Raw genomic sequence first — 22,129 nt, 5'->3', positions numbered from 1 at the left:
CCGTCTTTTGATGATCTTCGACGCTCCCGCGGCCCGCCGGGCGGCCGGCCGCTCGGGACGGGAGGACTACTCCTCGCGGTTGACGCTCTCCGGCGAGAAGGCGGGCGTGCAGACCGCGACGTACTCGGCGCCCTCGGGCCCGCAGCTGTAGCGGATCTTCTCTCCGGGCGCGCTCACGAACGCCTGGCCGGCGCCGACCTCGGTGCTGCCCCCGGCGTGCTCCACGACGACCGTGCCCTTGAGCACCAGGGTGTACTCGGTGAACTGCGGCGTCTGGGCGGGTTCGTCCCACCCGGCCGGGGCCTTCATGTGCGCGATCGAGATCTGCGCGTCACCGCTGTTGACCCGGCCGACGTACTCCTCGATGACCTTGCCGCCCGGGACCGGGATCCGCGTCGCGTTGTCGATTTTCCGTACCATCAGCCCATTCTGTCACCGGCCCCGGCGGGGACCTCAGTGGGCCACGTCGACGACCAGCCGGTTCGGCTGCTTCTGCTCCAGCACGCGGAAGCCGGCCTTGCGGTCCAGCACGATGCCGACGCCCACCACGGCCTCGAAGTCGCCGGTCCGCACGACGTTGCGCACGTTGCCCAGGTCGGCCTGGAAGATCGGCCCGCCGGACCAGGTGGGCGCGCCCGACTCGGTGTGCGCGTTGGCCGGGATGATCGTCACCTGGAGGTAGGCGCCTCCCTTGACGTCGAAGGGCTCCCCCGAGCCGTCCTGGACGAGTTCGGGGACCCACTCGATCCGGTAGCCCGGAAGGCTTCCCTTGAAGTCCACCACGACGCGGTCGAACCCCCGGTGCCGGGCGAACCGCACGCCGGTGACCAGGGGCGGGACGTCGAGACCCCGTTTGACCTCGACCTTCCCGGTGCTCGTCGGCGGCTTCAGCTTGGTCGCCGCGGACGCGTCGGACACCGGCTCGGACGCCGCACCGGAGGCGGACGGGGCGGTGGACGGAGAGACGGGCGGGGCCGGCGACGAGGAGTCGTCCGGCGGGGACGCCGTCTCGGCGACCGCCGAGGGCGGGGCGGACGAGGGCTCGGCCCGGGTCGTCCCGTCACCGCACCCGGCCAGCAGGGCGAGCGGGACGAGCAGGGCGAGCGCGGCGCGGGAACGGTTCATCGTAAGCCTCCTACCTGGTAGGACGCCTGACGACCCGGAATGGTTCAGCGCCGTTCGGATGCCGTCCGGATATGGAACCGCCGCCGTGGGGCCCCGGCGTCCCACGGCGGCGGGCTCGCGCCGCCGGCGGATCCCAGGTGTCCGCCGGGGGCACGAGGGCCGGACGGGTCAGACGGTCTCCAGGACCTTCTCCTCGGCCGCCACGGCGGCCCTGCGAGACCCGCGCAGGCCGGTGAGGGCGATGACGAGGCCGGCCACGCCGAAGAGGGCGGAGACCGTGATCGCCGAGCGGAAGCCGTCGAGCGGGTCGGCGCTCGTGCTGGAGGTCAGCACCGCCGTCACGATCGCCAGCACGACCGCGCCGCCGACCTGGCCGGAGGTGTTCAGCAGGCCGGAGGCCAGGCCCTGCTCGTCGTCCGCGACGCCGTTGGTGGCCTGGATGTTGAGCGAGGGGAAGGACAGCGCGAAGGCGACGCCCAGCAGGACCATGCCGGGGATGACCAGCGTGGCCAGGCTGGGGTGGGCGTCGATCTGCAGGAAGAACGTGTATCCCGCGGCCAGGGCGGCGGAGCCGATCACGATCAGGCGGGCGGTGCCGAAGCGGTCGGCCAGGCCGCCCATCTTCGTGGAGGTCACGGCCACCAGCAGGCCGGCGGGCAGGAAGGCCAGCGCGGTCTCCAGGGCGGACCAGTGCAGGAAGTTCTGGAAGTACTGCATGGCGACGAACTGGAAGCCGACGTAGGAGCCGAAGAGGATCACCAGGCCGAGGTTGGCCCGGACGATGGGGCCCGAGCGCAGGATGCCGAGCCGTACCAGGGGGTGCTTCACCTTCCGCTCGGCCAGCACGAACAGGGCCAGCAGGGCGGCGGCGGCGATCAGCGAGCCGATGGTGCGGGCCGAGCCCCAGCCGGCCTCGGGGGCCTCCACCACGGCGAAGACCAGCAGCAGCATCGAGGCGGTGATGGTCGCGGCGCCGATGAGGTCGTAACCGCCCGCGGCCCGCTCCTCACGCTGCCTGGGCAGGAACTTCAGGGCCGCGACGAGGGCGATGAGCGCGACGGGAACGGGCATGAGGAACGTCCAGCGCCAGCCGAGGCCGGTCAGCAGGCCGGAGATGACCAGGCCCAGGGAGAAGCCGCTGGCGCCGGAGGCGGTGAAGATGCTGAGGGCCCGATTGCGGGCCGGTCCCTCGGCGAAGGTGGTGGTGATGATCGACAGGGCGGCGGGCGCGGTGAAGGCGGCGCTGATGCCCTTGACGAACCGGGCCGCGATCAGCAGGGCGCCGTCGTCGACCAGGCCGCCCAGGAGGGAGGCCACGGCGAAGACCGCCAGTGCGACCAGGAAGACCCTGCGCCGCCCGAGCAGGTCGGCGGTGCGGCCCCCGAGCAGGAGCAGGCCGCCGTATCCGAGCACGTAGCCGCTGACCACCCACTGCAGGGAGGAGGTGGACAGGCCGAGGTCAGCCTGGATGGACGGCAGGGCGACGCCCACCATCGAGACGTCCAGCGCGTCAAGGAAGACCACTGCGCAGAGCACCGTGAGCGCCGCCCAGAGACGGCCGTCCCAGCGCTCGTCGTGGATCCGCTCATCGTGTGTCGTGGAGATCATGCTGCCCGACAATACATGCAGACGCATCTAATGCAAAGGCATTTAATTCATGTGCATCTAATGTTCACGCATGCTACGATCCGCCCCATGAGCGAGGAGTCCGCCGTCCAGGCCTGGCGCGAGGTGCTGGCCAGGCACGCCTCGATCTCCTGCGCCCTGGAGCGGGACCTGTCCGACAAGCACGGCCTCGGCGTGAGCGAGTTCGAGGTCCTGGAGCGCATGGTGGAACGCGCCCAGGAGAAGTACCGGGCCCAGGAGATCGCCGACGCGGTTCACCTGAGCCAGAGCGCGTGTTCCCGGGTGATCGCCCGCCTGGAGAAGGCCGGTCTGGTACGCCGCGGGATGTGCGAGGCCGACCGGCGCGGCATCTACGTCGTCATCACCGACGAGGGCCGGGCCCGCCACGCCGAGGCGCTGCCCACCCATCGCGCCGTGGTCCTGCGCGCCTTCGCCCCCGGCGCTCCCCCGCTGCCGCCCTGTCCCCTCCCCCCGGAGACCCGTGTCCCGGAACCCGCCGAGGCCCCCGTCCCGGAGACGGCCGGCGCCTCCTGAAAACGACGCCGCCGCACCGGATACCGCCTCTGGCGGCGCCGGTGCGGCGAGGTGTCACACGCGCGTCTCCGGCGCCGCCGTACGGCGAGCGGCCGGGAACGCGGATCAGGCGGTGATCCGGTCGATCACCAGGGGGAGCAGCTCCTCGTCCCCGGAGGCCGCGACCGCGTAGGCGCCCTCCAGCGCGGCGAGCGCCCGATCGAAGCGAGAGGTCTCGTCGGCGTGCAGGGTCATCAGCGGCTGGCCCTCGCGGACCAGGTCGCCCGGCTTGGCGTGGAGCGTGATGCCGGCGCCGAAGGACACCGGGTCCTCCTTGCGCTCCCGGCCCGCTCCCAGCCGCCAGGCGGCCAGGCCCACGCCGTACGCGTCGAGCCTGGTCAGCACACCCGAGGCGGGCGCGGTGATCTCCATGCTCTCGGCGGCCCGGGGCAGCAGGGCGTCCGGGTCGCCGCCCTGAGCGATGATCATCCGGCGCCAGGCGTCCATCGCCGAGCCGTCCTTCAACGCCTCCTCCGGGTCCTTGCCGGAGACGCCCGCCGCCTGGAGCATCTCGCGCGCCAGGCGCACGGTCAGCTCGACCACGTCCGCGGGCCCGCCGCCGGCGAGCACCTCCACGGACTCGGTCACCTCCAGCGCGTTGCCCACCGCGCAGCCCAGCGGGCGGTCCATCGCGGTGAGCAGGGCGACGGTGTTCACCCCGGCGTCGGTGCCCAGCTCGACCATGGTCGTGGCCAGCTCGCGGGCCCGCTCCACGGTCTTCATGAACGCGCCGGAGCCGACCTTCACGTCCAGGACCAGCGCGCCGGTGCCCTCCGCGATCTTCTTGGACATGATCGAGGAGGCGATCAGCGGGATCGCCTCGACCGTGCCGGTCACGTCCCGCAGCGCGTAGAGCTTCTTGTCGGCCGGGGCCAGGCCGTCGCCCGCCGCGCAGATGACCGCGCCGGCCTTCCCCAGCACGTCGAGCATCTCGTCGTTGGAGAGCGAGGCCCGCCAGCCCGGGATCGACTCCAGCTTGTCCAGCGTGCCGCCGGTGTGGCCCAGGCCGCGCCCCGACAGCTGCGGGACGTAGCCGCCGCACGCGGCGACCAGCGGGGCCAGCGGCAGCGTGATCTTGTCGCCGACGCCGCCGGTGGAGTGCTTGTCGGTGGTACGGCCCGGCAGCGCGGACCAGTCCATCCGCGACCCGGAGCGGATCATCGCCTGGGTCCACTCGGCGATCTCCCGCCGGTTCATGCCGTTGAGCAGGATCGCCATCGCGAGCGCGGACATCTGCTCGTCGGCGACCACGCCCTTGGTGTAGGCGTCGATCACCCAGTCGATCTGCTCCCGGGACAGCTCGCGGCCGTCCCGCTTGGTGACGATGACGTCGATGGCATCCATGATCAGGTCCCCCGGCTCAGATCATCGGGCCCGAAGGCGTACGGCAGGATCTCCGCCATCGGCTTCGGCCCGTCCACGGTCTCCACGAGCAGGTCGTTCCCGCCGAACTCGAACAGCAGCTGGCGGCAGCGCCCGCACGGCATGAGCAGTTCCTCGTGCCCGTCCACGCAGGTGAACGCGACCAGACGGCCGCCCCCGCCCGCCTGCAGGGCGGAGACCAGCCCGCACTCGGCGCACAGGCCCACCCCGTAGGAGGCGTTCTCCACGTTGCAGCCGGACACGATCCGCCCGTCGTCCACCAGCGCGGCGGCGCCCACCGGGAACTTGGAGTAGGGCGCGTAGGCGTTGCCCATCGCCCGCACGGCCTCGGCCCGCAGCGCGTCCCAGTCGATGTCGGTGGCGTCCATCATTTCGCCTGCCCCTTCCGGTACGGCAGGCCGTCGGCGGCCGGCATCCGCAGACGCTGGGCGGCCAGCGACAGCACCAGCAGCGTGGTGATGTGCGGGGTGACGGAGGTGAACTGCCCGGGGACGCTGTCGGTCAGCGCGAAGATCGCGAACACGATGACCGCCGCGGACCCGGTGATGATCGCCGCCTGGGTGCGCTGCTGCCGCACGAGCTGGTAGACCGCCACGGCGGCGATCAGGATCGCCACCAGCAGCAGGAGCGCGTGCACGGACTCGCCGCCCCGGCGCAGCTGCAGGCCGTCGGTGTAGCCGAACAGCAGCGCGCCGCCCGCCAGGCCGCCCGGCCGCCAGTTGCCGAAGATCATGGCGGCGAGGCCGATGAAGCCGCGCCCGCCGGTCTGGCCCTCGCGGTAGGCGCTGGAGGCCACCAGCGACAGGAACGCCCCGCCCAGGCCCGCCAGCGCGCCGGAGATGACGACCGCGGCGTACTTGTAGGTGTAGACGTTGACGCCCAGCGACTCCGCGGCGACCGGCCGCTCGCCGCAGGAGCGCAGCCGCAGGCCGAACGCCGTCCGCCAGAGCACGTAGAACGTCAGCGGGACCAGCAGGACCGCCAGGATGGTGAAGAGCGAGACGTTGGTGGTCAGGCCCCGCAGGATCCCCGCCAGGTCGGAGATGAGGAACCAGCGCTGGGACTCCAGCTCGGCCAGCGGCTCGCCGATTCCCGGCAGGCTCACGACCTGGGGCTTGGGCACGGGGGGCGACTGGGTGTCACCGCCGCCCGGCATCTCGGCGAAGGTCACCTTGGACAGGAACTCGGTGATGCCGCCGCCCAGGATGGTGATCGCCACACCCGAGATGATGTGGTCGACGCCGAAGGTCACGGTGGCCACCGCGTGCAGCAGGCCGCCGGCCGCACCGCCGATCGCGCCGGCGAGCACGCCCATCCACGGGTTGGCGAACTGGATCGCCCCCCAGGCGCCGGCCCAGGTGCCCAGGATCATCATGCCTTCCAGGCCGATGTTGACCACGCCGGCCCGCTCGGACCACAGACCGCCCAGACCGGCCAGGCCGATCGGCACCGCCAGCGCGACGGCCGCGTTGATCGCGCCGGCCGAGGTGAGGTCGACGGCTCCGGTGAAGAACCGGGTGACCGAGAGCAGCAGGACGAGCGCGCCGATGCCGATCAGCAGGAGCCGCCAGGTGAGCTTGAACGCCCCGGACCTGGCCTGCTCCACCGGTGGCTGGCCTGTCTTCAGGCCGCTTGCGCTCATGCCGACGCTCCTTCGACCCGCGGCGGGGTCGTCCCGCCCGACAGTTCCTTGCTCACCCGGCGTTGCCCGGCCGTGATCTGGTAACGGTGGACCAGCTCGTAGGCGATGATCACCGAGAGCACGATGGTGCCCTGCATGATCCTCACGATCTCGGGAGAGACCTCCCGGAGCTGCAGGATGCTCGACGAGGTGTCGAGGAAGGCCCACAGCAGCGCGCCGAACGCGATGCCGACCGGGTGGTTGCGACCGAGCAGCGCGATGGCGATGCCGGTGAAGCCGAGCCCCGTCGGGAAGTCCAGGCTGTAGGAGTAGGACGAGCCGAGCAGCTGCGGCATGCCGATCAGGCCCGCCGCCGCGCCGGACATGATCATCGCGATCAGGACCATCTTCTTGACGTTCACGCCGCTGGCGACCGCGGCCGACTCCGAGCGGCCGGTGGCGCGCAGGTCGAAGCCGAACCGGGTCCGGTTGAGCAGCACGTGGTACAGCACGCCCATGGCGATCGCCAGGATGATCAGGCCGAACACCTTGAGCTCGGTCCCGGGGATGATCGCCATACCGGGCACCTGGCCGGATTCGGCGATCGGCTTGGTCCCGATGTTGTTGCTGCCCGCGATCTCGACCGCCAGCCGCTCCTTGTTGAGCAGCCACGCGCCGAGCGCGGTGGCGATGGCGTTCAGCATGATCGTGGAGATGACCTCGCTGACCCCGCGCTTGACCTTGAGCAGGGCCGCGATCGAGGCCCAGCCCGCGCCGACCAGCATCGCCACGAGGATGATCAGTGCGATGTGCAGCGGGGCGGGCAGGGTCAGCGCGCCGCCCACCGCCGCGGCGACCAGCGCCGCGAGGCGGTACTGGCCGTCGACGCCGATGTTGAACAGGTTCATCCGGAACCCGATCGCCACCGCGATCGCGGCCAGGTAGTAGGTCGTCGCGTAGTTCAGCATGAGCACGATCGACCGCGGCTGCGTGCCGTAGTCGGCCATTGCGACCAGCGTCTCCAGCGGCGGGTCGCCGCTGACCAGCAGGACGATCGAGGTGATCACCCCGGCGAACACGACGGCCAGCAGCGGCGCGGCGAGCGGGAGCAGGCCCTCCAGCCGTACCCGCCCGAGCAGGCGGTCGGTGAAACTCGACTCAGCGGCGTTCATGCGGTGACTCCGGGGGCTTCGGGTACGGCGTGCGCCGCGCAGGTGTTCATGCCGCCTCTCCCGCGCCCGTCATGGCCGAGCCGAGCTGCTCGGGCGTCACGTTCTGCGGATCCACGTCGGCGACGACGCGCCCGCGCAGGATCACCTTCAGCGTGTCCGAGAGGCCGATCAGCTCGTCCAGGTCGGCCGAGATCAGCAGGACGGCCAGGCCCGCGGCGCGGGCGGCGCGCAGGTGGTCCCAGATCGCGGCCTGGGCGCCGACGTCCACGCCGCGCGTCGGGTGCGAGGCGATGAGGAAGACCGGGTCGCCGCTCATCTCCCGGCCGACGATCAGCTTCTGCTGGTTGCCGCCGGACAGGGCCGCGGCGTCCACGTCGATGCCGGGGGTGCGCACGTCGTACTGCTCGACGATGCGCTGGGTGTCCCTGCGGGCCCCGGCCCGGTCGATCCAGGGGCCCTTGACGTTGGGCTTGCGCGTCTGGTGGCCGAGGATGCGGTTCTCCCAGAGCGGGGCCTCCAGCAGCAGGCCGTGCCGGTGCCGGTCCTCGGGGATGTAGCCGATCCCGGCCTCGCGGCGGCGCAGCGTGGACCAGGCGGAGATGTCCTCCTCGCCGAGCCGGATCTCCCCGTCGGCGGGGCGCATGCCCATGATGGCCTCGACGAGCTCGGCCTGGCCGTTGCCCTCGACGCCGGCGATGCCCAGCACCTCGCCCTTGCGGATGTCGAAGGTGACGCCGTCCACGATGCAGCGCTCGTCCGGCGAGTGCACCGACAGGTTCCGCACCGAGAGCGCCACCACGTCGGTGACGGTGGACTCGCGCGTCTCCGGGCTGGGCAGCTCGCTGCCGACCATGAGCTCGGCCAGCTGGCGGGCGGTGACGTCCTTGGGGTTCACGCTCGCCACGGTGGTGCCGCGCCGGATGACGGTGATGGCGTCGGCGACCGAGAGCACCTCGTCCAGCTTGTGCGAGATGAAGATGATCGTCAGTCCCTCGCGGACCAGCTCGCGCAGGTTGCCGAAGAGCTCGTCGACCTCCTGCGGCACGAGCACCGCGGTCGGCTCGTCGAGGATGAGGATGCGCGCGCCCCGGTAGAGGACCTTGAGGATCTCCACCCGCTGCCGGGCGCCCACGCCCAGGTCCTCGACCAGCATGTCGGGGTCGACGCCCAGGCCGTAGGTGTCGGAGATCTGCTTGATCTTCTTGCGCGCGGAGCCGAAGTCGATGGCGATGCCGCCCTTGCGGGGCTCGCTGCCGAGGACCACGTTCTCCAGGACGGTCAGGTTGTCGGCCAGCATGAAGTGCTGGTGGACCATGCCGATGCCCGCGGCGATGGAGTCGGAGGGGGAACGGAAGGAGACGGGCGCGCCGTTGACGCGGATCTCCCCCTCGTCGGGGCGCTGCATGCCGTACAGGATCTTCATGAGGGTGGACTTGCCCGCGCCGTTCTCGCCGACGATGGCGTGCACGTGTCCCCGCTGTACGGAGAGGGAGACGTTGCTGTTGGCCACGACGCCGGGGAACCGCTTGGTGATCCCCTCAAGTTCGACGGCCGATGTCGAGGTGCTGATGACGGCCTCCTCCATGCGGATGGCCTCGATTACGTTACGTGGTGGGGAAAGTGATCGGAGGGCCCGGTGAGACGTCCACCGGGCCCTCCAGTGATATCAGGTCAGCCGGTCGGTCAGCCGACTTCCTTCGGCACGGTGATCTCGCCGGAGATCACCTTCTGCTTGTACTCGTCGATCTTGGCCTTGATGTCGTCGACCTGGCCACCGGTGGTGGAGTAGTCGACGCCGCCCGCCTTGAGGTCGTAGACGGTCGTGCCGGCCTTGGGCGCGCCCGCCGCGGCGTTCTTCAGGAAGTCGAAGACCGCGACGTCGACCTTCTTGAGCATGGAGGTCATGATGACGCCCTGCAGGTCGGCGGCGGCCGTCTTGGCCTGGTCGGAGTCGACGCCGATCGCCTTGCCGTTGGCGGCCTTCGCCGCCTCGAACACGCCGCCGCCGGAGCCGCCCGCGGCGTGGTAGACCACGTCGGCGCCCGCGTCGAACATGCCCTCGGCCGCGGTCTTGCCCTTGGCCGGGTCGGCGAAGCCGGCGAAGTCCGGCGGCTGGGTCAGGTACTTGACGTCAACCTTGATGTCGGACTTGACCGCCTTGGCGCCCGCGGCGAAACCCGCCTCGAACTTCTTGATCAGCGGAACCTCGACGCCGCCGACGAAGCCCACGTGGTTCTTCTCGGACTTCAGCGCCGCGGCGACGCCGACCAGGAAGGAGCCCTCGTGCTCGGCGAAGACCAGGTTGGAGATGTTGGGGCCGGTCGCGGCCTCGTCGTCGACGATGGCGAACTTGACCTCGGGGAACTCGGTGGCGACCTTCTTCAGCGGGCCGGAGTAGGCGAAGCCCACGGCGATGATCGGGTTGTAACCGCCCTGGGCGAGCAGGCGCAGCCGCTCCTCCTTGGCCGCGTCGGTCTCGCCGTTCCCGGCCTCCAGCTCCTTGGCCTCGGCCAGGCCCAGCTCGGCCTTGGCCTTGTCGAGGCCCGCGGCGGCGGCGTCGTTGAACGACTGGTCGCCACGGCCGCCGATGTCGTAGGCCAGGCCGACCTTCGGACCGGTGCCGCCCGGAGCGGCGCTGGTCGCGGCGTCGCCCGGAGACGCGGTCGTGGTCGGCTCCTCGCTCCCCCCGCACGCGGCGGCGCCCATGAGCATGGTGCCGGCCAGAGCGGTCGCGGCCAGCCTGCCGAATCGGTTGTGAAGCAAGATGGACTCCCTTCGCGTTGTCAGTGCACGCGCGAAGAGACGCACGGCAACTCTGCACGGAAGATAGTTGTTTGCCGAGTACGGACCAAACCGGCACACAGCTCCGCAATAGGTCCGTTACCCAGCTCACGCCACCTTGTGACACACGAAGGCGGCCGACGCTACCGACAGGTAGGATCGGCTGCCTTCGAGAACGGTCCGGGAGGGCGGCGACTCCTGCCGGCCGCCCGCCTGCGTCCGCCCTACAGACGGCGACTATCTCATTACGCGATGCACTTTTTACTCACTAACGTGACCGCTACGGCGTAAGGGGAAATCCAGACAGTGGTGTTAGTTGTCCAAATTCGCCAGGACGACCGGCTCACCCGTCACGGACCGCTGCCCCTCCCAGAGGGCGGTCAGCGCGGTCGCCACCATGAACCGCACGCCCATGCCGATGCAGGACTCGTCGACGTCGAAGGTGCCCTGGTGGATGTCGCCGGCGTGCGCCTCGCCCGGGGTGCGGGTGCCGAGCCGGGCGAACGCGCCGGGGACGGACTCGAGGTACCAGCCGAAGTCCTCGCCGCCCAGGCTCTGCTGGGTCGGGACCGAGGACCCCTCGCCGAGCACGCCCTCCGCGGCCTCGATCAGCATCTGCACGCTGACCTCTTCGTTGATCACCGGGGGCACGCCGCGGACGTAGTCCATCTGCGCCTCGACCCCGTAGGCCCCGGCGACCGACTCCAGCAGCGCCTTGATCATGTCGGGGGCCGCGTGCCACGCCTCCTCGTCCAGGCAGCGCACGGTGCCCTCGGCGACGCCGTCGTCGGGGATCGCGTTGGCCGCCGAGCCCGCCTCGACCCGACCCCAGACCAGGCTGAGCGACGAGCGGGGGTCCACCCGGCGGGAGAGGGCGGCGGGCAGCTCCGTGAGGATCTTCGCCAGCGCGAAGACCAGGTCGGCGGTGAGGTGCGGCCGGGCGGTGTGCCCGCCGGGGCCGCTGACCCGGACGGTGACCCGGTCGCAGGCGGAGGTGATCGGACCGGTCTTGAGACCGACCTTGCCGACGTCCACCCGGGGGTCGCAGTGCAGGCCGAAGATGCGGTCGACCCCGCTGAGGCCGCCGGCGGCCATGACCTCCAGCGCTCCGCCCGGCACCTCCTCGGCGGGCTGGAAGACCAGCCGGACCCGGCCGGGCAGGAGCCCGGCCTCCGCCTGGCGGGCGAGGAACATGGACGCGCCGAGCAGGACCGTGGTGTGGACGTCGTGACCGCAGGCATGGCACACGCCGGGCACCGTCGAGCTGTAGGGGACGTCCTTCTCGTCGGGCACGGGCAGCGCGTCGATGTCGGCGCGCAGCGCCACGGTCGGCCCGTCGCCGCTGCCGACGTCGCAGATCAGGCCGGTGCCGCGCGGCAGCACCGACGGAACGAGCCCGATCGCGCCCAGACGCTCGGCGATGCGCTGCGTCGTGCGGTATTCGGCGAACCCTAGCTCGGGGTTCATGTGCAGGTCGCGACGGAAGCTGATCAGCTCCCGTTCGAAGCCGGCGAGGAACGCGTCGAGCTCCCCTCGGAGATTACGCCCCCGCATCGGTCACCGTCCCATCCGCGCCGGTAGTTGGAAATATTCGACGCATATGCCACTGCCCAGAATCGCCTGCCCCATGAGCCGGGCTCATGAGACAGCGCCGGCTCAGAAAAGCGATCACCGCACCGCGGCCGGAGTGGGTGTCACGGGGCCAAGTCTGTGCGGATGACAACGCGCCGGCACGGAACCGGCGGGCCGAGGTGCGGCCGCCGACGCGTCGGCGTATGACATTGACTTTATCTCTCTTCCGACGGCACTTGCCGACATCTCAGCCAAATGTTTTGTAGCCTCATGCCCCTCTTCTGCCTCGCCTGACCCAGGAGGACCACTGCCGATGGCCTGGAGTGACTAAGGATCAGTAGCCTTGCCGGCGCCGTACCGCACCCCCTCCATCGGCCACTGGCCGCTCCGCGACGGTTGAAACCTGGCTGAACTGGCAATTTACGTGACTTCAGGTGCCACTCATCGCACCCGGCGGAGGGATGCATGCCGGAATAATGCATGGTTCACTCCGCATATGATCACGAATATCCCATTTGGGGAGAAGCACTCCAGATTGAGCATCTTCGAACCGAACGAGGGAACCTTGGTGGTCATCCCCTCACTGTCGCTGCCCCAAGACGAACTCCGCCGGATAACCGGCGCACGCTGCTACGAGGAGCGGCTCCTCTTCCTCCTGCTGACCCTGAAGCGGCCGGGCGTGAAGGTCGTCTATCTCACCTCCGCCCCGGTGGATCCGGCGATCGTGGACTATTACCTTGACTTCCTCGACGACCCCGCGGAGGCGCGCGCCCGCCTGGAAATGATCAGTTTGGGTGATCCCCGGCTCTGCCCGCTCACCGAGAAAATCCTGCACGGCCCCCGGACGATCGCACGCATCCAGGAGGCGCTGGACGGCACGGCGGACGCCTGGCTGGTCCCCTTCGTGGTCAGCGAGGCCGAGGAGCGGCTCTCCGCGGCGCTCGGGCTGCCGATCTACGGCCCCGCCACCGCCCTGGCCCAGCTCGGCTCCAAGAGCGGCGCCCGGACGGTCGCGGAGGACGCCAAGGTCCCGCTGGCCCGCGGCTTCGCCGACCTGCGGTCGCTGACCGAGGTGGAGCACGCCGCCCGCGCCCTGGCTCCGCTGAGCCACGGCGGCAAGCTGATGGTCAAGCTCAACAACAGCTACTCGGGCCTGGGCAACGCGATCGTGGTCAAGGACGACCGGCCGCTCACCGCCTGCCACACCAGCTTCTCCGCCGCCGACGAGAACTGGACGACCTTCGCCGAGAAGATCGCCGAACGGGGCGCGGTGATCGAGGAGTTCATCGACCAGCGGCCCCTGTACTCCCCCAGCGCCCTGGCGAGGATCACCCCCGGCGGCGCCTACGACGTGGTGGCCACGCACGAGCAGGTGCTCGGCGGGCCCAACGGCGACGTCTACCAGGGCTGCGCCTTCCCCGCCCGGCCGGAGTACCGCGCCGAGGTGGGCGAGTGCGCCGAGCGGATCGCGGGCGTCCTGGCGGACCGGGGCGTGGTGGGGCTGTTCGGGATGGACTTCTTCGCCGTCAAGACCGACGGCGGCTACCGGGCCCTGCTGTGCGAGATCAACCTGCGCATCGGCGGCACGACCCACCCGTTCGGCGCCGCGCTGCTGACCACCGGCGCCGTCTACGACCCCGGCACCGGCACGCTCATGTGCGGGGACCAGTCGAAGTACTACGTCGCGACGGACAACTGCGCCGCCGCCTGCCTGCGGGGCCGCGCGCCGGGGGAGATCGTCGCGCGGATCCGCGCCGCGGGCCTCGGATTCGACCGCGAGACCCGCACCGGGAACGTGCTGCACCTGCTCGGCGCGATCCCGGAGTACGGCAAGCTCGGCTTCACCAGCATCGGGAACTCCGCGGAGGAGGCCGCCGAGCTACACCGGCGAACGCTCCGATTCCTCTGCCCCACCCCGTAGGGTCCCGCCGCGCGGACCGCGTGAGCCCCGCAGGGCTCGCAGGCCGCGCACGCCGATCACCGCGAGCACGATCGCGAGGACGATGTTGACCGCGATCAGGATGCCGTGGACGACGTAGAAAGATCGCGGATGACCGTCCGCGAGGTTGAACCCAAGGTTGACCCACTCAAAGATCATGAACCCGGCAAGGGCCAGCAGAAAACTGGCGATCTTTCGTGATATTTGCATTATGTCGGTATCCCGTCGCGTGCTCCGCCCCTGGTGAGGGGATGTGCAAACACATGCGAATCGGTACGAAGCTACCCTGAGATCACTATGGGGACGAAATACACCGCACCCGTCGTGGTGCTGATCGCGGCGACCACCTTCCTCGGTGCTCCCGCATACGCAGGCGCTCCCGCGCCCGCCGAGGCCCCGACCGCTCCCGCCGCCGGCGGCCTCGCGCCCGCCGAGCCCGTGGGCGGCGGACGGCTCGGCGAGCGAGGGCTCATCCTCCCCACCGAGATCAAGGCTCCGCCCAAGACCTCCGCGAAGGCATACGTGATCGCGGACGCCGACACCGGAGAGGTCCTCGCCGCCAAGCACCCGCACGGGCGCTACCGTCCGGCGAGCACCCTCAAGGCCCTGACCGCCCTGACGCTCATCCCGAAGCTCGACAGGACCATGAAGGTCCGGCCGAGCAGGAACGCCGTCAACCAGGAGGGCAGCGCGGTCGGGCTGGTGAACAGACCCATCTACACGGTGGAGGACCTGTTCAAGGCGCTGATGCTGGTCTCGGGCAACGACTCGGCGATGGCGCTGGCCGAGGCCAACGGCGGCCTGGCCAAGACGCTCGCGGACATGAACGCCGAGGCCCAGCGGATCCAGGCGTTCGACACCGTGGCCAAGACGCCCAGCGGGCTGGACAAGCCGGGCCAGAGCAGCTCGGCCTACGACCTCGCGCTGATCGCGCGGGCCGGACTCGCCAACCCTGATTTCCGACGATATGTCAGCCTGAAGACCGACAAGTTCCCTGCGCCCAAGGGCTACTACGAGATCGGCAACCACAACAAGCTGCTGTGGCGCTACAAGGGCATGATCGGCGTCAAGAACGGCTGGACCTCCAAGGCCCAGGCCAGCTTCGTCGGCGCGGCCCGGCGGAACGGCCACACGATCATCGTTTCGATCATGCGGCACGACGGATACTTCTGGGAGGACGTCTCCGACCTGCTCGACTGGGGCTTCGCCGCCCGCGGCAAGGTCTCCCCGGTCGGCCGGTTGGTGGGCCCGGCCCCCGAACCCGCCCCCCTGCCGTCCGAGGCCGCCGCCTCGGCGGGCGCGCAGAACCCGCCGCCGGCCGCCGCCGACGCGGCGGCCGCCAAGACCACGGAGCAGTCCGCCTCCCTGGCCCCGTATCTGATCGGCGCAGCCGTCCTCGGCGGCCTCGCCTGGTTCGGCTACGGCCTGCGCCGCCGGTCCCGCTGACCCGGACGACGCCGGTCGCGCCGTACCGGCGTGACCGGCGCCGCATCACGGCCACCGTGGCTGGACCGCATCACGGCCACCGCGGCCGGAAGGGGCCCGGGGCCGGCCGAGGAGCTCGGGCCGGCCGCCGCGGCTGCGCGTCTCAGGCCCCCTGGAGGCAGAACTCGTTGCCTTCCGGGTCGGCCAGCACCACCCAGTCCTCATGGACCGCGACCACCCGGGCTCCGAGGCCGGTCAGCCGTTTCGTCTCGGCGTCGAGGTCGTCGCAGAGCAGGTCCAGATGGACCCGGTTCTTGACGGTCTTGGGCTCCGGCACCAGCTGGAAGAAGAATCGCGGAGCGATGCCCGGCGCCGCCTCCACCAGGACGGTCGGGTCGTCCTCCGGGTCGTCGACCCCCTCGCCCCGCAACCGCTCCAGCTCGGCCTCGTCGTACGGCGCGACCTGATAGCCGTCCAGGGCGGCCGCCCAGAACCGGGCGAGCGAGGCGGGGTGCTGGCAGTCGAACACGACGTCCTTGAGCCGGGCCATGGCTCCATGGTGCCGCAGCCCGCCGCCATCGGCATGCCGTGCCGCACCTGTGGAGAAACCCTGTTGCCGGTCGGGAGCGCCTCGCGCTACAAGATTGCAGTCCGATGCGGCGAAAAGGACGGTATATAAGTGCGCGTCAAATACGAGCGATTCGTCCGAAACGAAGAACAGGAAGAACTGCTGGCGGGGTTCCTGTCCGGGGAGAGATGGCCCTACCACGTGGGCGAGTCGGTCAGCGGGGACGCCGTCCGGAGAAAGATCGCGGAGGATTACTACGACAACGCGTCGGCGCGCACCTTCTGGATCATGGTGGATGACGTGCGCGCCGGGCTGATCCGGCTGGAGGACCTCGACGACGAGACCCCGATGTTCGATCTCCGCATCCGGTCGGACCACCGGGGTCTCGGCATCGGCGGACGCGCGGTCACCTGGCTGACGGAGTACCTGTTCACCACGTTCCCGGAGATCTCGCGCATCGAGGGGACCACCCGCCAGGACAACCACGCCATGCGGCGGATCTTCCGGCGCTGCGGATACCTCAAGGAGGCCCACTATCGGGAGGCGTGGCCGGGCGCGGAGGGGAGCGTGTACGCCTCCATCGGATACGGGATCCTCCGGCGGGACTGGCTGGCCGATACGGTCACCCCTCTGGACTGGGACGACGAGCCGGGCACGGACGATCCTCCCGGAGGAACCGACGTGTGATCCGGAGGCCTCCGCCGCTCGCGGCGCCGCCGGACCGGCATGCTGAGAACCGTGAACCAGCCCGGACACACGGACCGGCATGCCGAGAACCGTGAACCAGCCCCGACGCACGGACCGGCATGCCGAGAACCGTGAACCAGCCCCGACACGATCGCGGTGAACTCCGCCGCGCGCTCTCCTCGCCCCTGGCGGAGCTCGACGACGCCCGGCTCACCCGCGCGGGCGTGCGACTGCTCCTGAAGCGCGACGATCTCATCCATCCGCTCCTGCCGGGCAACAAGTGGCGCAAGCTGAAGCACAATCTGGTGCGCGCCGCCGAACTGGGTCACGATACGTTGCTGACCTTCGGCGGGGCCTACTCCAACCACGTGCGGGCCGTCGCCGCGGCGGGCGCCCGCTACGGCTTCTCGACCGTCGGCGTCATCCGCGGCGAGGAGCACCTCCCGCTCAACGACACGCTGGCCTTCGCCGTCGATCGCGGAATGCGGCTGACCTATCTGGACCGCACCGCCTATCGCGTCAAGAACTCCCCGCCCGTCGTCGAGGCCCTCCGGGAGGAGTTCGGCCGCTTCTATCTGCTGCCCGAGGGCGGCAGCAACGCGCTGGCCGTACACGGCTGCGCCGAACTGCCGGCGGAGATCGACGTGCCGTTCGACGTCGTCTGCTGTCCCGTCGGCACCGGCGGCACCCTGGCGGGCATCGCCGCCGGGCTGGGGCCCGGCTCCCGAGCGCTGGGGTTCTCTGTCCTGCGCGGCGGGGAGTTCCTCCGCGGAGACGTCGCCGACCTCCAGATCGCCGCCTACGGCCGACCGTCGGCCAACTGGACGATCGACTGCGACTTCCACGCGGGCGGCTACGCCAGGCGCGACCGCGAGCTCGACGCGTTCATCGCCGACTTCGCCGGCCGGCACGGCATGCTGCTGGACCCGATCTACACCGCGAAGATGATGTGGGGCGTCTTCACCCTGGCCCAGCGCGGGGCGTTCGCCTCCGGAACCACCCTCATCGCGGTGATCACGGGTCCCGTGGAAGATCGCCGCCTCCCCCGGGCGCCCGTCACCCGCGGGCCGTGACCCCGCCCGGGCGGGGACGGGAGCGGCCCGCGACCGTCGCGTCGCCGCCCGTACGGACATCGAGACGGCTACCCGAGCCCGGCGGACAGCTCCGGAGACCGGTCGAGGAGGCGGAGCATCGCACGGTGGAACTCCGCCCGCTCCGCGCCGGTCCAGTCCGAGGTGAGCGCGGCGAAGGTCGACTCCTGCCAGGAGTGCGCGGCGTCCAAGAGGGCGAGCCCCGCGTCGGTCAGACCGACGGCGCGACGCCGGGCGTCCGCCGGAGCCCGGTGCGTGATGAGGTAGCCCTGATCGACCGCGTGCGCCACCATCCGTGACGCCCCGGACTGGTCGATGCCCAGCTCGGCCGCCACGTCGTTGACGGTCACCTGCTGACGTCCCCGCAGCGCGTGGACCGCCTCGGTCACCTGGACGTCCCTGCCGCGCTCGGCCGGCGTGCCGTCGGCGTTCCAGCGGCGCGACCAGTGCCGGACGAACCGGAAGAGCGCCTGGCCGGCGCCCGCCTCGACGACGGCGTCCTGCCGGGCCACGTGCGAAGGCGGCTCGGTCGCGACCAGCTCGATGTGGAGACGCGCGAAGTCCAGGGCGGCGCGCAGGTCGGTAAACCGCAGCGCGGCGGAGACCCGGTCGCCGGTGACCCGGAAGACCGTCGCCACGCGCGTCCATCCGGCGTCCTGAGGCCAGCGGGCGTCCTGCTCGACGACCGTCACCCCGTCGCCGATCGGATGCCACGACCGCGGACGCAGTTCGACGCCCGATCGCGTGATCCAGTCGGCGAACTCCCCCGGGGTGATCGGGCCGGCGCCCTTCGGCCCGTTGACGACGATCGGATCGCACACAGCCAGGCGTGCGGCGGCCGGGTCCTTGCCGTCGACGGCCGCGTGCCAACGTCCGACGGCCGCCTCGGTGAGCTCGGAAGTGTTCACCTGCAAACTGTATGCGATTCGCATACATTCTTCCATGCCGGCGGCGCGTCGGCCGTCTAGACGTCGTTCCCGGTCCCGGGCACGGGGGTGGGCTCGGGGGGAGGGCCGAAGGAGGCGGTGGCGGTCCAGGCGGCGGCGTACATGATGATCCGGGCGGAGAAGTTGATCCAGACCAGGAGGCCGACCATCACCGCGAACACCCCGTACGCGGGGTTGCCGAGGGTGAACGAGAGCAGGAACGCGGCGAGTTGCTTGAGCAGCGCGAAGGCGATCGCGCCCAGCAGGGCGCCGCGGAGTATCACCCGGAAGGGCTGGGTGGAGCGGCCCAGCCAGCCCAGCAGGATCAGGAAGACCACGGTGTCGGCGGCCACGCTGACCCCCAGGCCGACGAGCCAGACCGTGCCGGTGCCGAGGAACGACTTCGACAGGCCCAGCCATCCGGCCACGGTCTCGCTGGCCTGGGTGGCGAAGCCGCCGATCACGACCGATGTGATCATCGTGATGCCGACCAGGATCAGCGCGGACAGGTCGCGGAGCTTGCCGAGGGCGAAGTTCAGCGGAGGGTCGGTGGTCATGGACATCTGCCGCAGGGCGCCGCGCAGGACGTCGATCGCGCCGAGGCCGGAGTAGAGGAGGCCGAGCAGGCCGATGATCCCGGCGGTGGCCTTGGAGGTGGCGATCTGGTCGATCGGGAGCTTGCCGGCCAGGCCGGGGAGGTAGCCGTTGATGGCCGCCCGCAGGGTGTCGTCGGCGTCCGGTGTGACGGACAGGAAGAACCCGACCGCCGCGAAGGACAGCACGATGATCGGGAAGAAGGACAGGAAGGCGAAGTAGGTCACCGCCCCGGCCAGCCGGTCGCCGAACTGGAGCTGGTAGCGCTGCACGGTCCTGAGCAGGTGGTCGAACCAGTGCCAGCGGACCCGGCCGGTCTCGATCCGGTCGTGGCGCCACACGTGGAACGCCTCGACGCGCTCCCCCAGTCCCGACACCCGCCCCCCTCTCAGGACAGCACCGTGCGTGACGGTCCCGGTACCCGGGGACATCGCGGGCAAACGGGAAAGCCTTATCCGGCTGAGGGTTCCGGCGGGAGCCCCCGCCCGGCGACGGTCAGCGAGCCGGGCGTGGACTCCGCGGGGTCATGCGAACAGCCCTGCGGGTCACGGGAACAGCCTCATGGATCACGGGAACGGCCCCGCGGGTCACGGGCAGGGCCCGTGGATCAGAGGGACGGCAGGAAGCCCGCGCGCTCGCGGACCTTCTCCATGGTCTCGGCGGCCACCGCACGGGCCTTGGCGGCTCCGGCGGCGAGCATCTTGTCGAGCGCGGCCTCGTCGGCGAGGAGCTTCTCCGTCCGCTCCCGGATCGGCGTGAAGGTCTCGGTCACGGCCTCGGCCACGTCCTTCTTGAAGGTTCCGTAGCCCTGTCCGGCGTAGCGCGCCTCCAGCTCGGGGATCGGCGTGCCGGTCAGCGCGGACTGGATGCGGAGCAGGTTGGCGATGCCCGGCTTGTTCTCCTCGTCGAACAGGATCTCCGTGCCGGTGTCGGTGACGGCGCGCATGACCTTCTTGCGCAGCGGTCCGGGCTGCTCCAGCAGGTCGAGGATGCCGCCGGGCGAGGAGGACGACTTCGACATCTTGGCCGTCGGGTCCTGCAGGTCGGTGATCTTCTCGACGCCCTTGACGATGTGCGGCTCGGGCAGCGTGAAGGTCTCGCCGAAGCGGTGGTTGAAGCGCTGGGCCAGGTCGCGGGTGAGCTCCAGGTGCTGCTTCTGGTCGGCCCCGACCGGGACCTTGTTCGCCTGGTAGAGCAGGATGTCGGCGGCCTGGAGGATCGGGTAGGTGAACAGGCCGACCCCGGCCGAGGTCTCGCCGTACCGTGCCGACTTGTCCTTGAACTGGGTCATCCGGCCGGCCTCGCCCATGCCGGTGAGGCAGATCAGGATCCAGGCCAGCTCGGTGTGCTCGCGCACGTGGCTCTGGATGAAGACCGTGGAGCGCTCCGGGTCGAGGCCGGCGGCGAAGAGCTGGGCCGCGGCGACCCGGGAGCGGCGGCGCAGGGCCTCGGGCTGGTAGTCCACCGTGATCGCGTGCAGGTCGACGACGCAGTAGAAGGCGTCGTAGCCCTCCTGCATGGAGACGTACTGCCGCACCGCGCCCAGGTAGTTGCCCAGGTGGAAGGAGTCTGCGGTGGGCTGGATGCCGGACAGAACACGGGGACTCGCCATAACACACAATTCTGTCAGCTGTCCGGAGTGGTCGGGCCCTCCCCGCCGGAACCGGAAGACGCGCCGGGGACGGCCGGGGAGCCCGCGCCGGAGGACCCGGCCTCCTGGGCGGCCCGCGCGCCCTCCTCCGCCGGGCTCTCCGGGAGGCGTTTGATGCGGACCCTGGAGATCCTGCGGCCGTCCAGCTCGGTGACGAACATCTCAAAGCCGGGGATCTCCACCCTCTCCCCCAGGACCGGCACGTGCCCCAGGGCCGCCATCACGAACCCGCCGAGGGTCTCGTAGGGGCCGTCGGGCAGCCGGATGCCGGTCTCGTCGACCACCTCGCCGAGGTTGCTCAGCCCGTCGACCTCGACCTCCCCGGCGGGCAGGACGACGTGTTCGTCCTCGATGTCGTGCTCGTCGCGGATGTCGCCGATGAGCTCCTCAACCAGGTCCTCCAGGGTGACGATCCCCGCCGTGCCGCCGTACTCGTCCACCACGATCGCCAGGTGGTGCCCCTCGTCGCGCATCTCCGACAGCGTGGTCAGCACCTGCTTGCTGGTGGGCACCAGCTTGACCGGCCGGATCGGCACCACCTCGCTGATCGGCTCGACCGACCCGGTGAGGACCGGGTCGAGCAGGTCGCGGATGTGCACGAAGCCGATGACGTCGTCGTAGGTGTCGCGGTAGACCGGGAAGCGGGAGTGCGGCATGGCCGCGGCCAGCACGGCGGCCTCGGCCAGCAGGGTGTCGGCGGACATGAACTCAACCTCGGTGCGGGGCAGCATCACCTCGCGCAACTGCCGCTTGCCGGCCGCGAAGACCTCCGCGATCAGGCTGCGCTCGTCCTCGGTGAGCTCCTGGTGGCCGACCACCATGTCCCGGAGCTCCTCGGTGGAGATCTCCTCCCGGTCGGCCTCGGGGTCGCCCCCGAGCAGCCTGACCACGCCGTCGGTGGACTTCGACAGCGCCCAGATGACCGGCCGGGAGAGCGCGGCCAGCCGGTCGAGGAACGGCGCGACCAGGAGCGAGAGCCCCTCGGCCCGCTGCCGGGCCAGCCGCTTGGGCACCAGCTCGCCCAGGACCAGCGAGAAGTAGGAGATCACCAGGGTCACCGCGACCAGCGAGAGCGGCGCGACGACGCCTTCGGGCACCCCCCAGCCGGTCAGCACGGGGATGAGGTCCTTGGCGAGGGTGTCGGCGCCGAACGCGGCCGACAACATGGTCGCCACGGTGACGCCGATCTGCACGGCCGACAGGAAGCGGTTGGGATCGCGGGCGAGCTTGGCGGCCCTGGCCCCCGCGCGCCCCCGGGTGCTGAGCCTGCGGACCTGGCTCTCCCTGAGGGAGACCAGGGCCATCTCCGCCCCGGCGAAGAATCCGCCGATCAGAACGAAGAGCAGGACCAGCGAGATGTTAGCCAGGACACTGTTCACCGGAGCGTCTCCGTCA

The 22,129-nt window shown here is 70.7% G+C and carries 21 protein-coding genes; 5 read left to right on the top strand and 16 right to left on the bottom strand.

What is annotated here, in order from left to right:
* Positions 1–66 precede the first annotated feature (66 nt).
* The 3 genes from Plo01_RS03905 to Plo01_RS03895 form a co-directional block, all read right to left on the bottom strand.
* Entirely contained in the window at positions 67–420 is a 354-nt protein-coding gene (locus Plo01_RS03905) for a cupin domain-containing protein (protein WP_203889089.1), read from the bottom strand.
* Between the two features lie 33 nt (positions 421–453).
* Positions 454–1,125 (bottom strand): AMIN-like domain-containing (lipo)protein, encoded by a 672-nt coding sequence (locus tag Plo01_RS03900; RefSeq protein ID WP_203889088.1) that lies wholly within the window; start codon positions 1,123–1,125, stop codon positions 454–456.
* Positions 1,126–1,293: 168 nt separating this feature from the next.
* Complete coding sequence (locus Plo01_RS03895; protein ID WP_239315861.1) at positions 1,294–2,733, bottom strand: MFS transporter; 1,440 nt, start codon at positions 2,731–2,733, stop codon at positions 1,294–1,296.
* An 87-nt stretch (positions 2,734–2,820) separates the two neighbouring features.
* On the opposite strand from Plo01_RS03895, the gene Plo01_RS03890 reads away from it, so the two are divergent.
* Complete coding sequence (locus tag Plo01_RS03890) at positions 2,821–3,285, top strand: MarR family winged helix-turn-helix transcriptional regulator (RefSeq protein WP_203889086.1); 465 nt, start codon at positions 2,821–2,823, stop codon at positions 3,283–3,285.
* 105 nt (positions 3,286–3,390) lie between these two features.
* Here Plo01_RS03890 and Plo01_RS03885 read toward each other — a convergent pair whose 3' ends face one another.
* From Plo01_RS03885 to Plo01_RS03855, 7 genes are all read right to left on the bottom strand, one after another.
* Positions 3,391–4,668 (bottom strand): thymidine phosphorylase, encoded by a 1,278-nt coding sequence (locus Plo01_RS03885; protein WP_203889085.1) that lies wholly within the window; start codon positions 4,666–4,668, stop codon positions 3,391–3,393.
* 2 nt (positions 4,669–4,670) lie between these two features.
* Entirely contained in the window at positions 4,671–5,078 is a 408-nt protein-coding gene (locus Plo01_RS03880) for a cytidine deaminase (RefSeq protein WP_203889084.1), read from the bottom strand.
* Positions 5,075–6,349, bottom strand: coding sequence for an ABC transporter permease (locus Plo01_RS03875; RefSeq protein ID WP_203889083.1), 1,275 nt, complete (start codon positions 6,347–6,349; stop codon positions 5,075–5,077). The genes Plo01_RS03880 and Plo01_RS03875 overlap by 4 nt, the downstream gene beginning before the upstream one ends.
* Positions 6,346–7,500: an ABC transporter permease gene (locus Plo01_RS03870; RefSeq protein WP_203889082.1), complete on the bottom strand. Its 1,155-nt coding sequence runs from the start codon at positions 7,498–7,500 to the stop codon at positions 6,346–6,348. The genes Plo01_RS03875 and Plo01_RS03870 overlap by 4 nt, the downstream gene beginning before the upstream one ends.
* A gap of 46 nt (positions 7,501–7,546) precedes the next feature.
* Positions 7,547–9,085 carry an ABC transporter ATP-binding protein gene (locus tag Plo01_RS03865; protein ID WP_203889081.1) on the bottom strand — a complete coding sequence of 513 codons (1,539 nt, stop codon included), beginning with the start codon at positions 9,083–9,085 and terminating at the stop codon, positions 7,547–7,549.
* 98 nt (positions 9,086–9,183) lie between these two features.
* Positions 9,184–10,263: a BMP family lipoprotein gene (locus Plo01_RS03860; protein WP_203889080.1), complete on the bottom strand. Its 1,080-nt coding sequence runs from the start codon at positions 10,261–10,263 to the stop codon at positions 9,184–9,186.
* Positions 10,264–10,593: 330 nt separating this feature from the next.
* Positions 10,594–11,835, bottom strand: coding sequence for a M20 family metallopeptidase (locus Plo01_RS03855; protein ID WP_203889079.1), 1,242 nt, complete (start codon positions 11,833–11,835; stop codon positions 10,594–10,596).
* Positions 11,836–12,388: 553 nt separating this feature from the next.
* Here Plo01_RS03855 and Plo01_RS03850 point away from each other — a divergent pair.
* Positions 12,389–13,774: a peptide ligase PGM1-related protein gene (locus Plo01_RS03850; RefSeq protein WP_239315860.1), complete on the top strand. Its 1,386-nt coding sequence runs from the start codon at positions 12,389–12,391 to the stop codon at positions 13,772–13,774.
* Here the strand turns inward: Plo01_RS03850 and Plo01_RS03845 are convergent.
* On the bottom strand, positions 13,733–14,002 hold the full coding sequence (locus Plo01_RS03845) for an SCO4848 family membrane protein (RefSeq protein WP_203889077.1): 270 nt from the start codon (positions 14,000–14,002) through the stop codon (positions 13,733–13,735). The genes Plo01_RS03850 and Plo01_RS03845 overlap by 42 nt on opposite strands.
* 87 nt (positions 14,003–14,089) lie before the next feature.
* On the opposite strand from Plo01_RS03845, the gene Plo01_RS03840 reads away from it, so the two are divergent.
* Positions 14,090–15,238, top strand: coding sequence for a D-alanyl-D-alanine carboxypeptidase family protein (locus Plo01_RS03840; protein ID WP_203889076.1), 1,149 nt, complete (start codon positions 14,090–14,092; stop codon positions 15,236–15,238).
* A 142-nt stretch (positions 15,239–15,380) separates the two neighbouring features.
* On the opposite strand, the gene Plo01_RS03835 is transcribed toward Plo01_RS03840, so the two are convergent.
* Positions 15,381–15,767, bottom strand: coding sequence for a VOC family protein (locus tag Plo01_RS03835; protein ID WP_203889075.1), 387 nt, complete (start codon positions 15,765–15,767; stop codon positions 15,381–15,383).
* Between the two features lie 129 nt (positions 15,768–15,896).
* Here Plo01_RS03835 and Plo01_RS03830 point away from each other — a divergent pair, with 129 nt between their 5' ends.
* Both Plo01_RS03830 and Plo01_RS03825 read left to right on the top strand, forming a co-directional pair.
* Positions 15,897–16,472, top strand: coding sequence for a GNAT family N-acetyltransferase (locus tag Plo01_RS03830; RefSeq protein WP_239315859.1), 576 nt, complete (start codon positions 15,897–15,899; stop codon positions 16,470–16,472).
* 131 nt (positions 16,473–16,603) lie between these two features.
* Positions 16,604–17,545 carry a 1-aminocyclopropane-1-carboxylate deaminase/D-cysteine desulfhydrase gene (locus Plo01_RS03825; protein WP_239315858.1) on the top strand — a complete coding sequence of 314 codons (942 nt, stop codon included), beginning with the start codon at positions 16,604–16,606 and terminating at the stop codon, positions 17,543–17,545.
* Positions 17,546–17,613: 68 nt separating this feature from the next.
* Here Plo01_RS03825 and Plo01_RS39965 read toward each other — a convergent pair whose 3' ends face one another.
* The 4 genes from Plo01_RS39965 to Plo01_RS03805 all read right to left on the bottom strand — a co-directional run bounded on the left by Plo01_RS39965 (position 17,614) and on the right by Plo01_RS03805 (position 22,113).
* Entirely contained in the window at positions 17,614–18,471 is an 858-nt protein-coding gene (locus Plo01_RS39965) for a MarR family winged helix-turn-helix transcriptional regulator (protein WP_239315857.1), read from the bottom strand.
* 56 nt (positions 18,472–18,527) lie between these two features.
* Positions 18,528–19,460 (bottom strand): YihY/virulence factor BrkB family protein, encoded by a 933-nt coding sequence (locus Plo01_RS03815; protein WP_239315856.1) that lies wholly within the window; start codon positions 19,458–19,460, stop codon positions 18,528–18,530.
* 230 nt (positions 19,461–19,690) lie between these two features.
* Positions 19,691–20,695 carry a tryptophan--tRNA ligase gene (trpS, locus tag Plo01_RS03810; RefSeq protein WP_203889072.1) on the bottom strand — a complete coding sequence of 335 codons (1,005 nt, stop codon included), beginning with the start codon at positions 20,693–20,695 and terminating at the stop codon, positions 19,691–19,693.
* A gap of 14 nt (positions 20,696–20,709) precedes the next feature.
* Positions 20,710–22,113 carry a hemolysin family protein gene (locus Plo01_RS03805; RefSeq protein WP_239315855.1) on the bottom strand — a complete coding sequence of 468 codons (1,404 nt, stop codon included), beginning with the start codon at positions 22,111–22,113 and terminating at the stop codon, positions 20,710–20,712.
* Positions 22,114–22,129 lie beyond the last annotated feature (16 nt).

The organism is Planobispora longispora (assembly GCF_016863135.1).
Lineage (GTDB): Bacteria > Actinomycetota > Actinomycetes > Streptosporangiales > Streptosporangiaceae > Planobispora > Planobispora longispora.
This window is presented reverse-complemented; position numbering and strand designations above follow the sequence as displayed.

Coding starts and splice junctions, on each gene's coding strand:
- Plo01_RS03905 (WP_203889089.1), bottom strand. CDS start 420: ATGGTACGGAAAATCGACAACGCGACGCGGATCCCGGTCCCGGGCGGC.
- Plo01_RS03885 (WP_203889085.1), bottom strand. CDS start 4,668: ATGGATGCCATCGACGTCATCGTCACCAAGCGGGACGGCCGCGAGCTG.
- Plo01_RS03865 (WP_203889081.1), bottom strand. CDS start 9,085: ATGGAGGAGGCCGTCATCAGCACCTCGACATCGGCCGTCGAACTTGAG.
- trpS (WP_203889072.1), bottom strand. CDS start 20,695: ATGGCGAGTCCCCGTGTTCTGTCCGGCATCCAGCCCACCGCAGACTCC.
- Plo01_RS03840 (WP_203889076.1), top strand. CDS start 14,090: ATGGGGACGAAATACACCGCACCCGTCGTGGTGCTGATCGCGGCGACC.
- Plo01_RS03845 (WP_203889077.1), bottom strand. CDS start 14,002: ATGCAAATATCACGAAAGATCGCCAGTTTTCTGCTGGCCCTTGCCGGG.
- Plo01_RS03890 (WP_203889086.1), top strand. CDS start 2,821: ATGAGCGAGGAGTCCGCCGTCCAGGCCTGGCGCGAGGTGCTGGCCAGG.
- Plo01_RS03855 (WP_203889079.1), bottom strand. CDS start 11,835: ATGCGGGGGCGTAATCTCCGAGGGGAGCTCGACGCGTTCCTCGCCGGC.
- Plo01_RS03900 (WP_203889088.1), bottom strand. CDS start 1,125: ATGAACCGTTCCCGCGCCGCGCTCGCCCTGCTCGTCCCGCTCGCCCTG.
- Plo01_RS03870 (WP_203889082.1), bottom strand. CDS start 7,500: ATGAACGCCGCTGAGTCGAGTTTCACCGACCGCCTGCTCGGGCGGGTA.
- Plo01_RS03895 (WP_239315861.1), bottom strand. CDS start 2,733: ATGATCTCCACGACACACGATGAGCGGATCCACGACGAGCGCTGGGAC.
- Plo01_RS03835 (WP_203889075.1), bottom strand. CDS start 15,767: ATGGCCCGGCTCAAGGACGTCGTGTTCGACTGCCAGCACCCCGCCTCG.
- Plo01_RS03875 (WP_203889083.1), bottom strand. CDS start 6,349: ATGAGCGCAAGCGGCCTGAAGACAGGCCAGCCACCGGTGGAGCAGGCC.
- Plo01_RS03880 (WP_203889084.1), bottom strand. CDS start 5,078: ATGATGGACGCCACCGACATCGACTGGGACGCGCTGCGGGCCGAGGCC.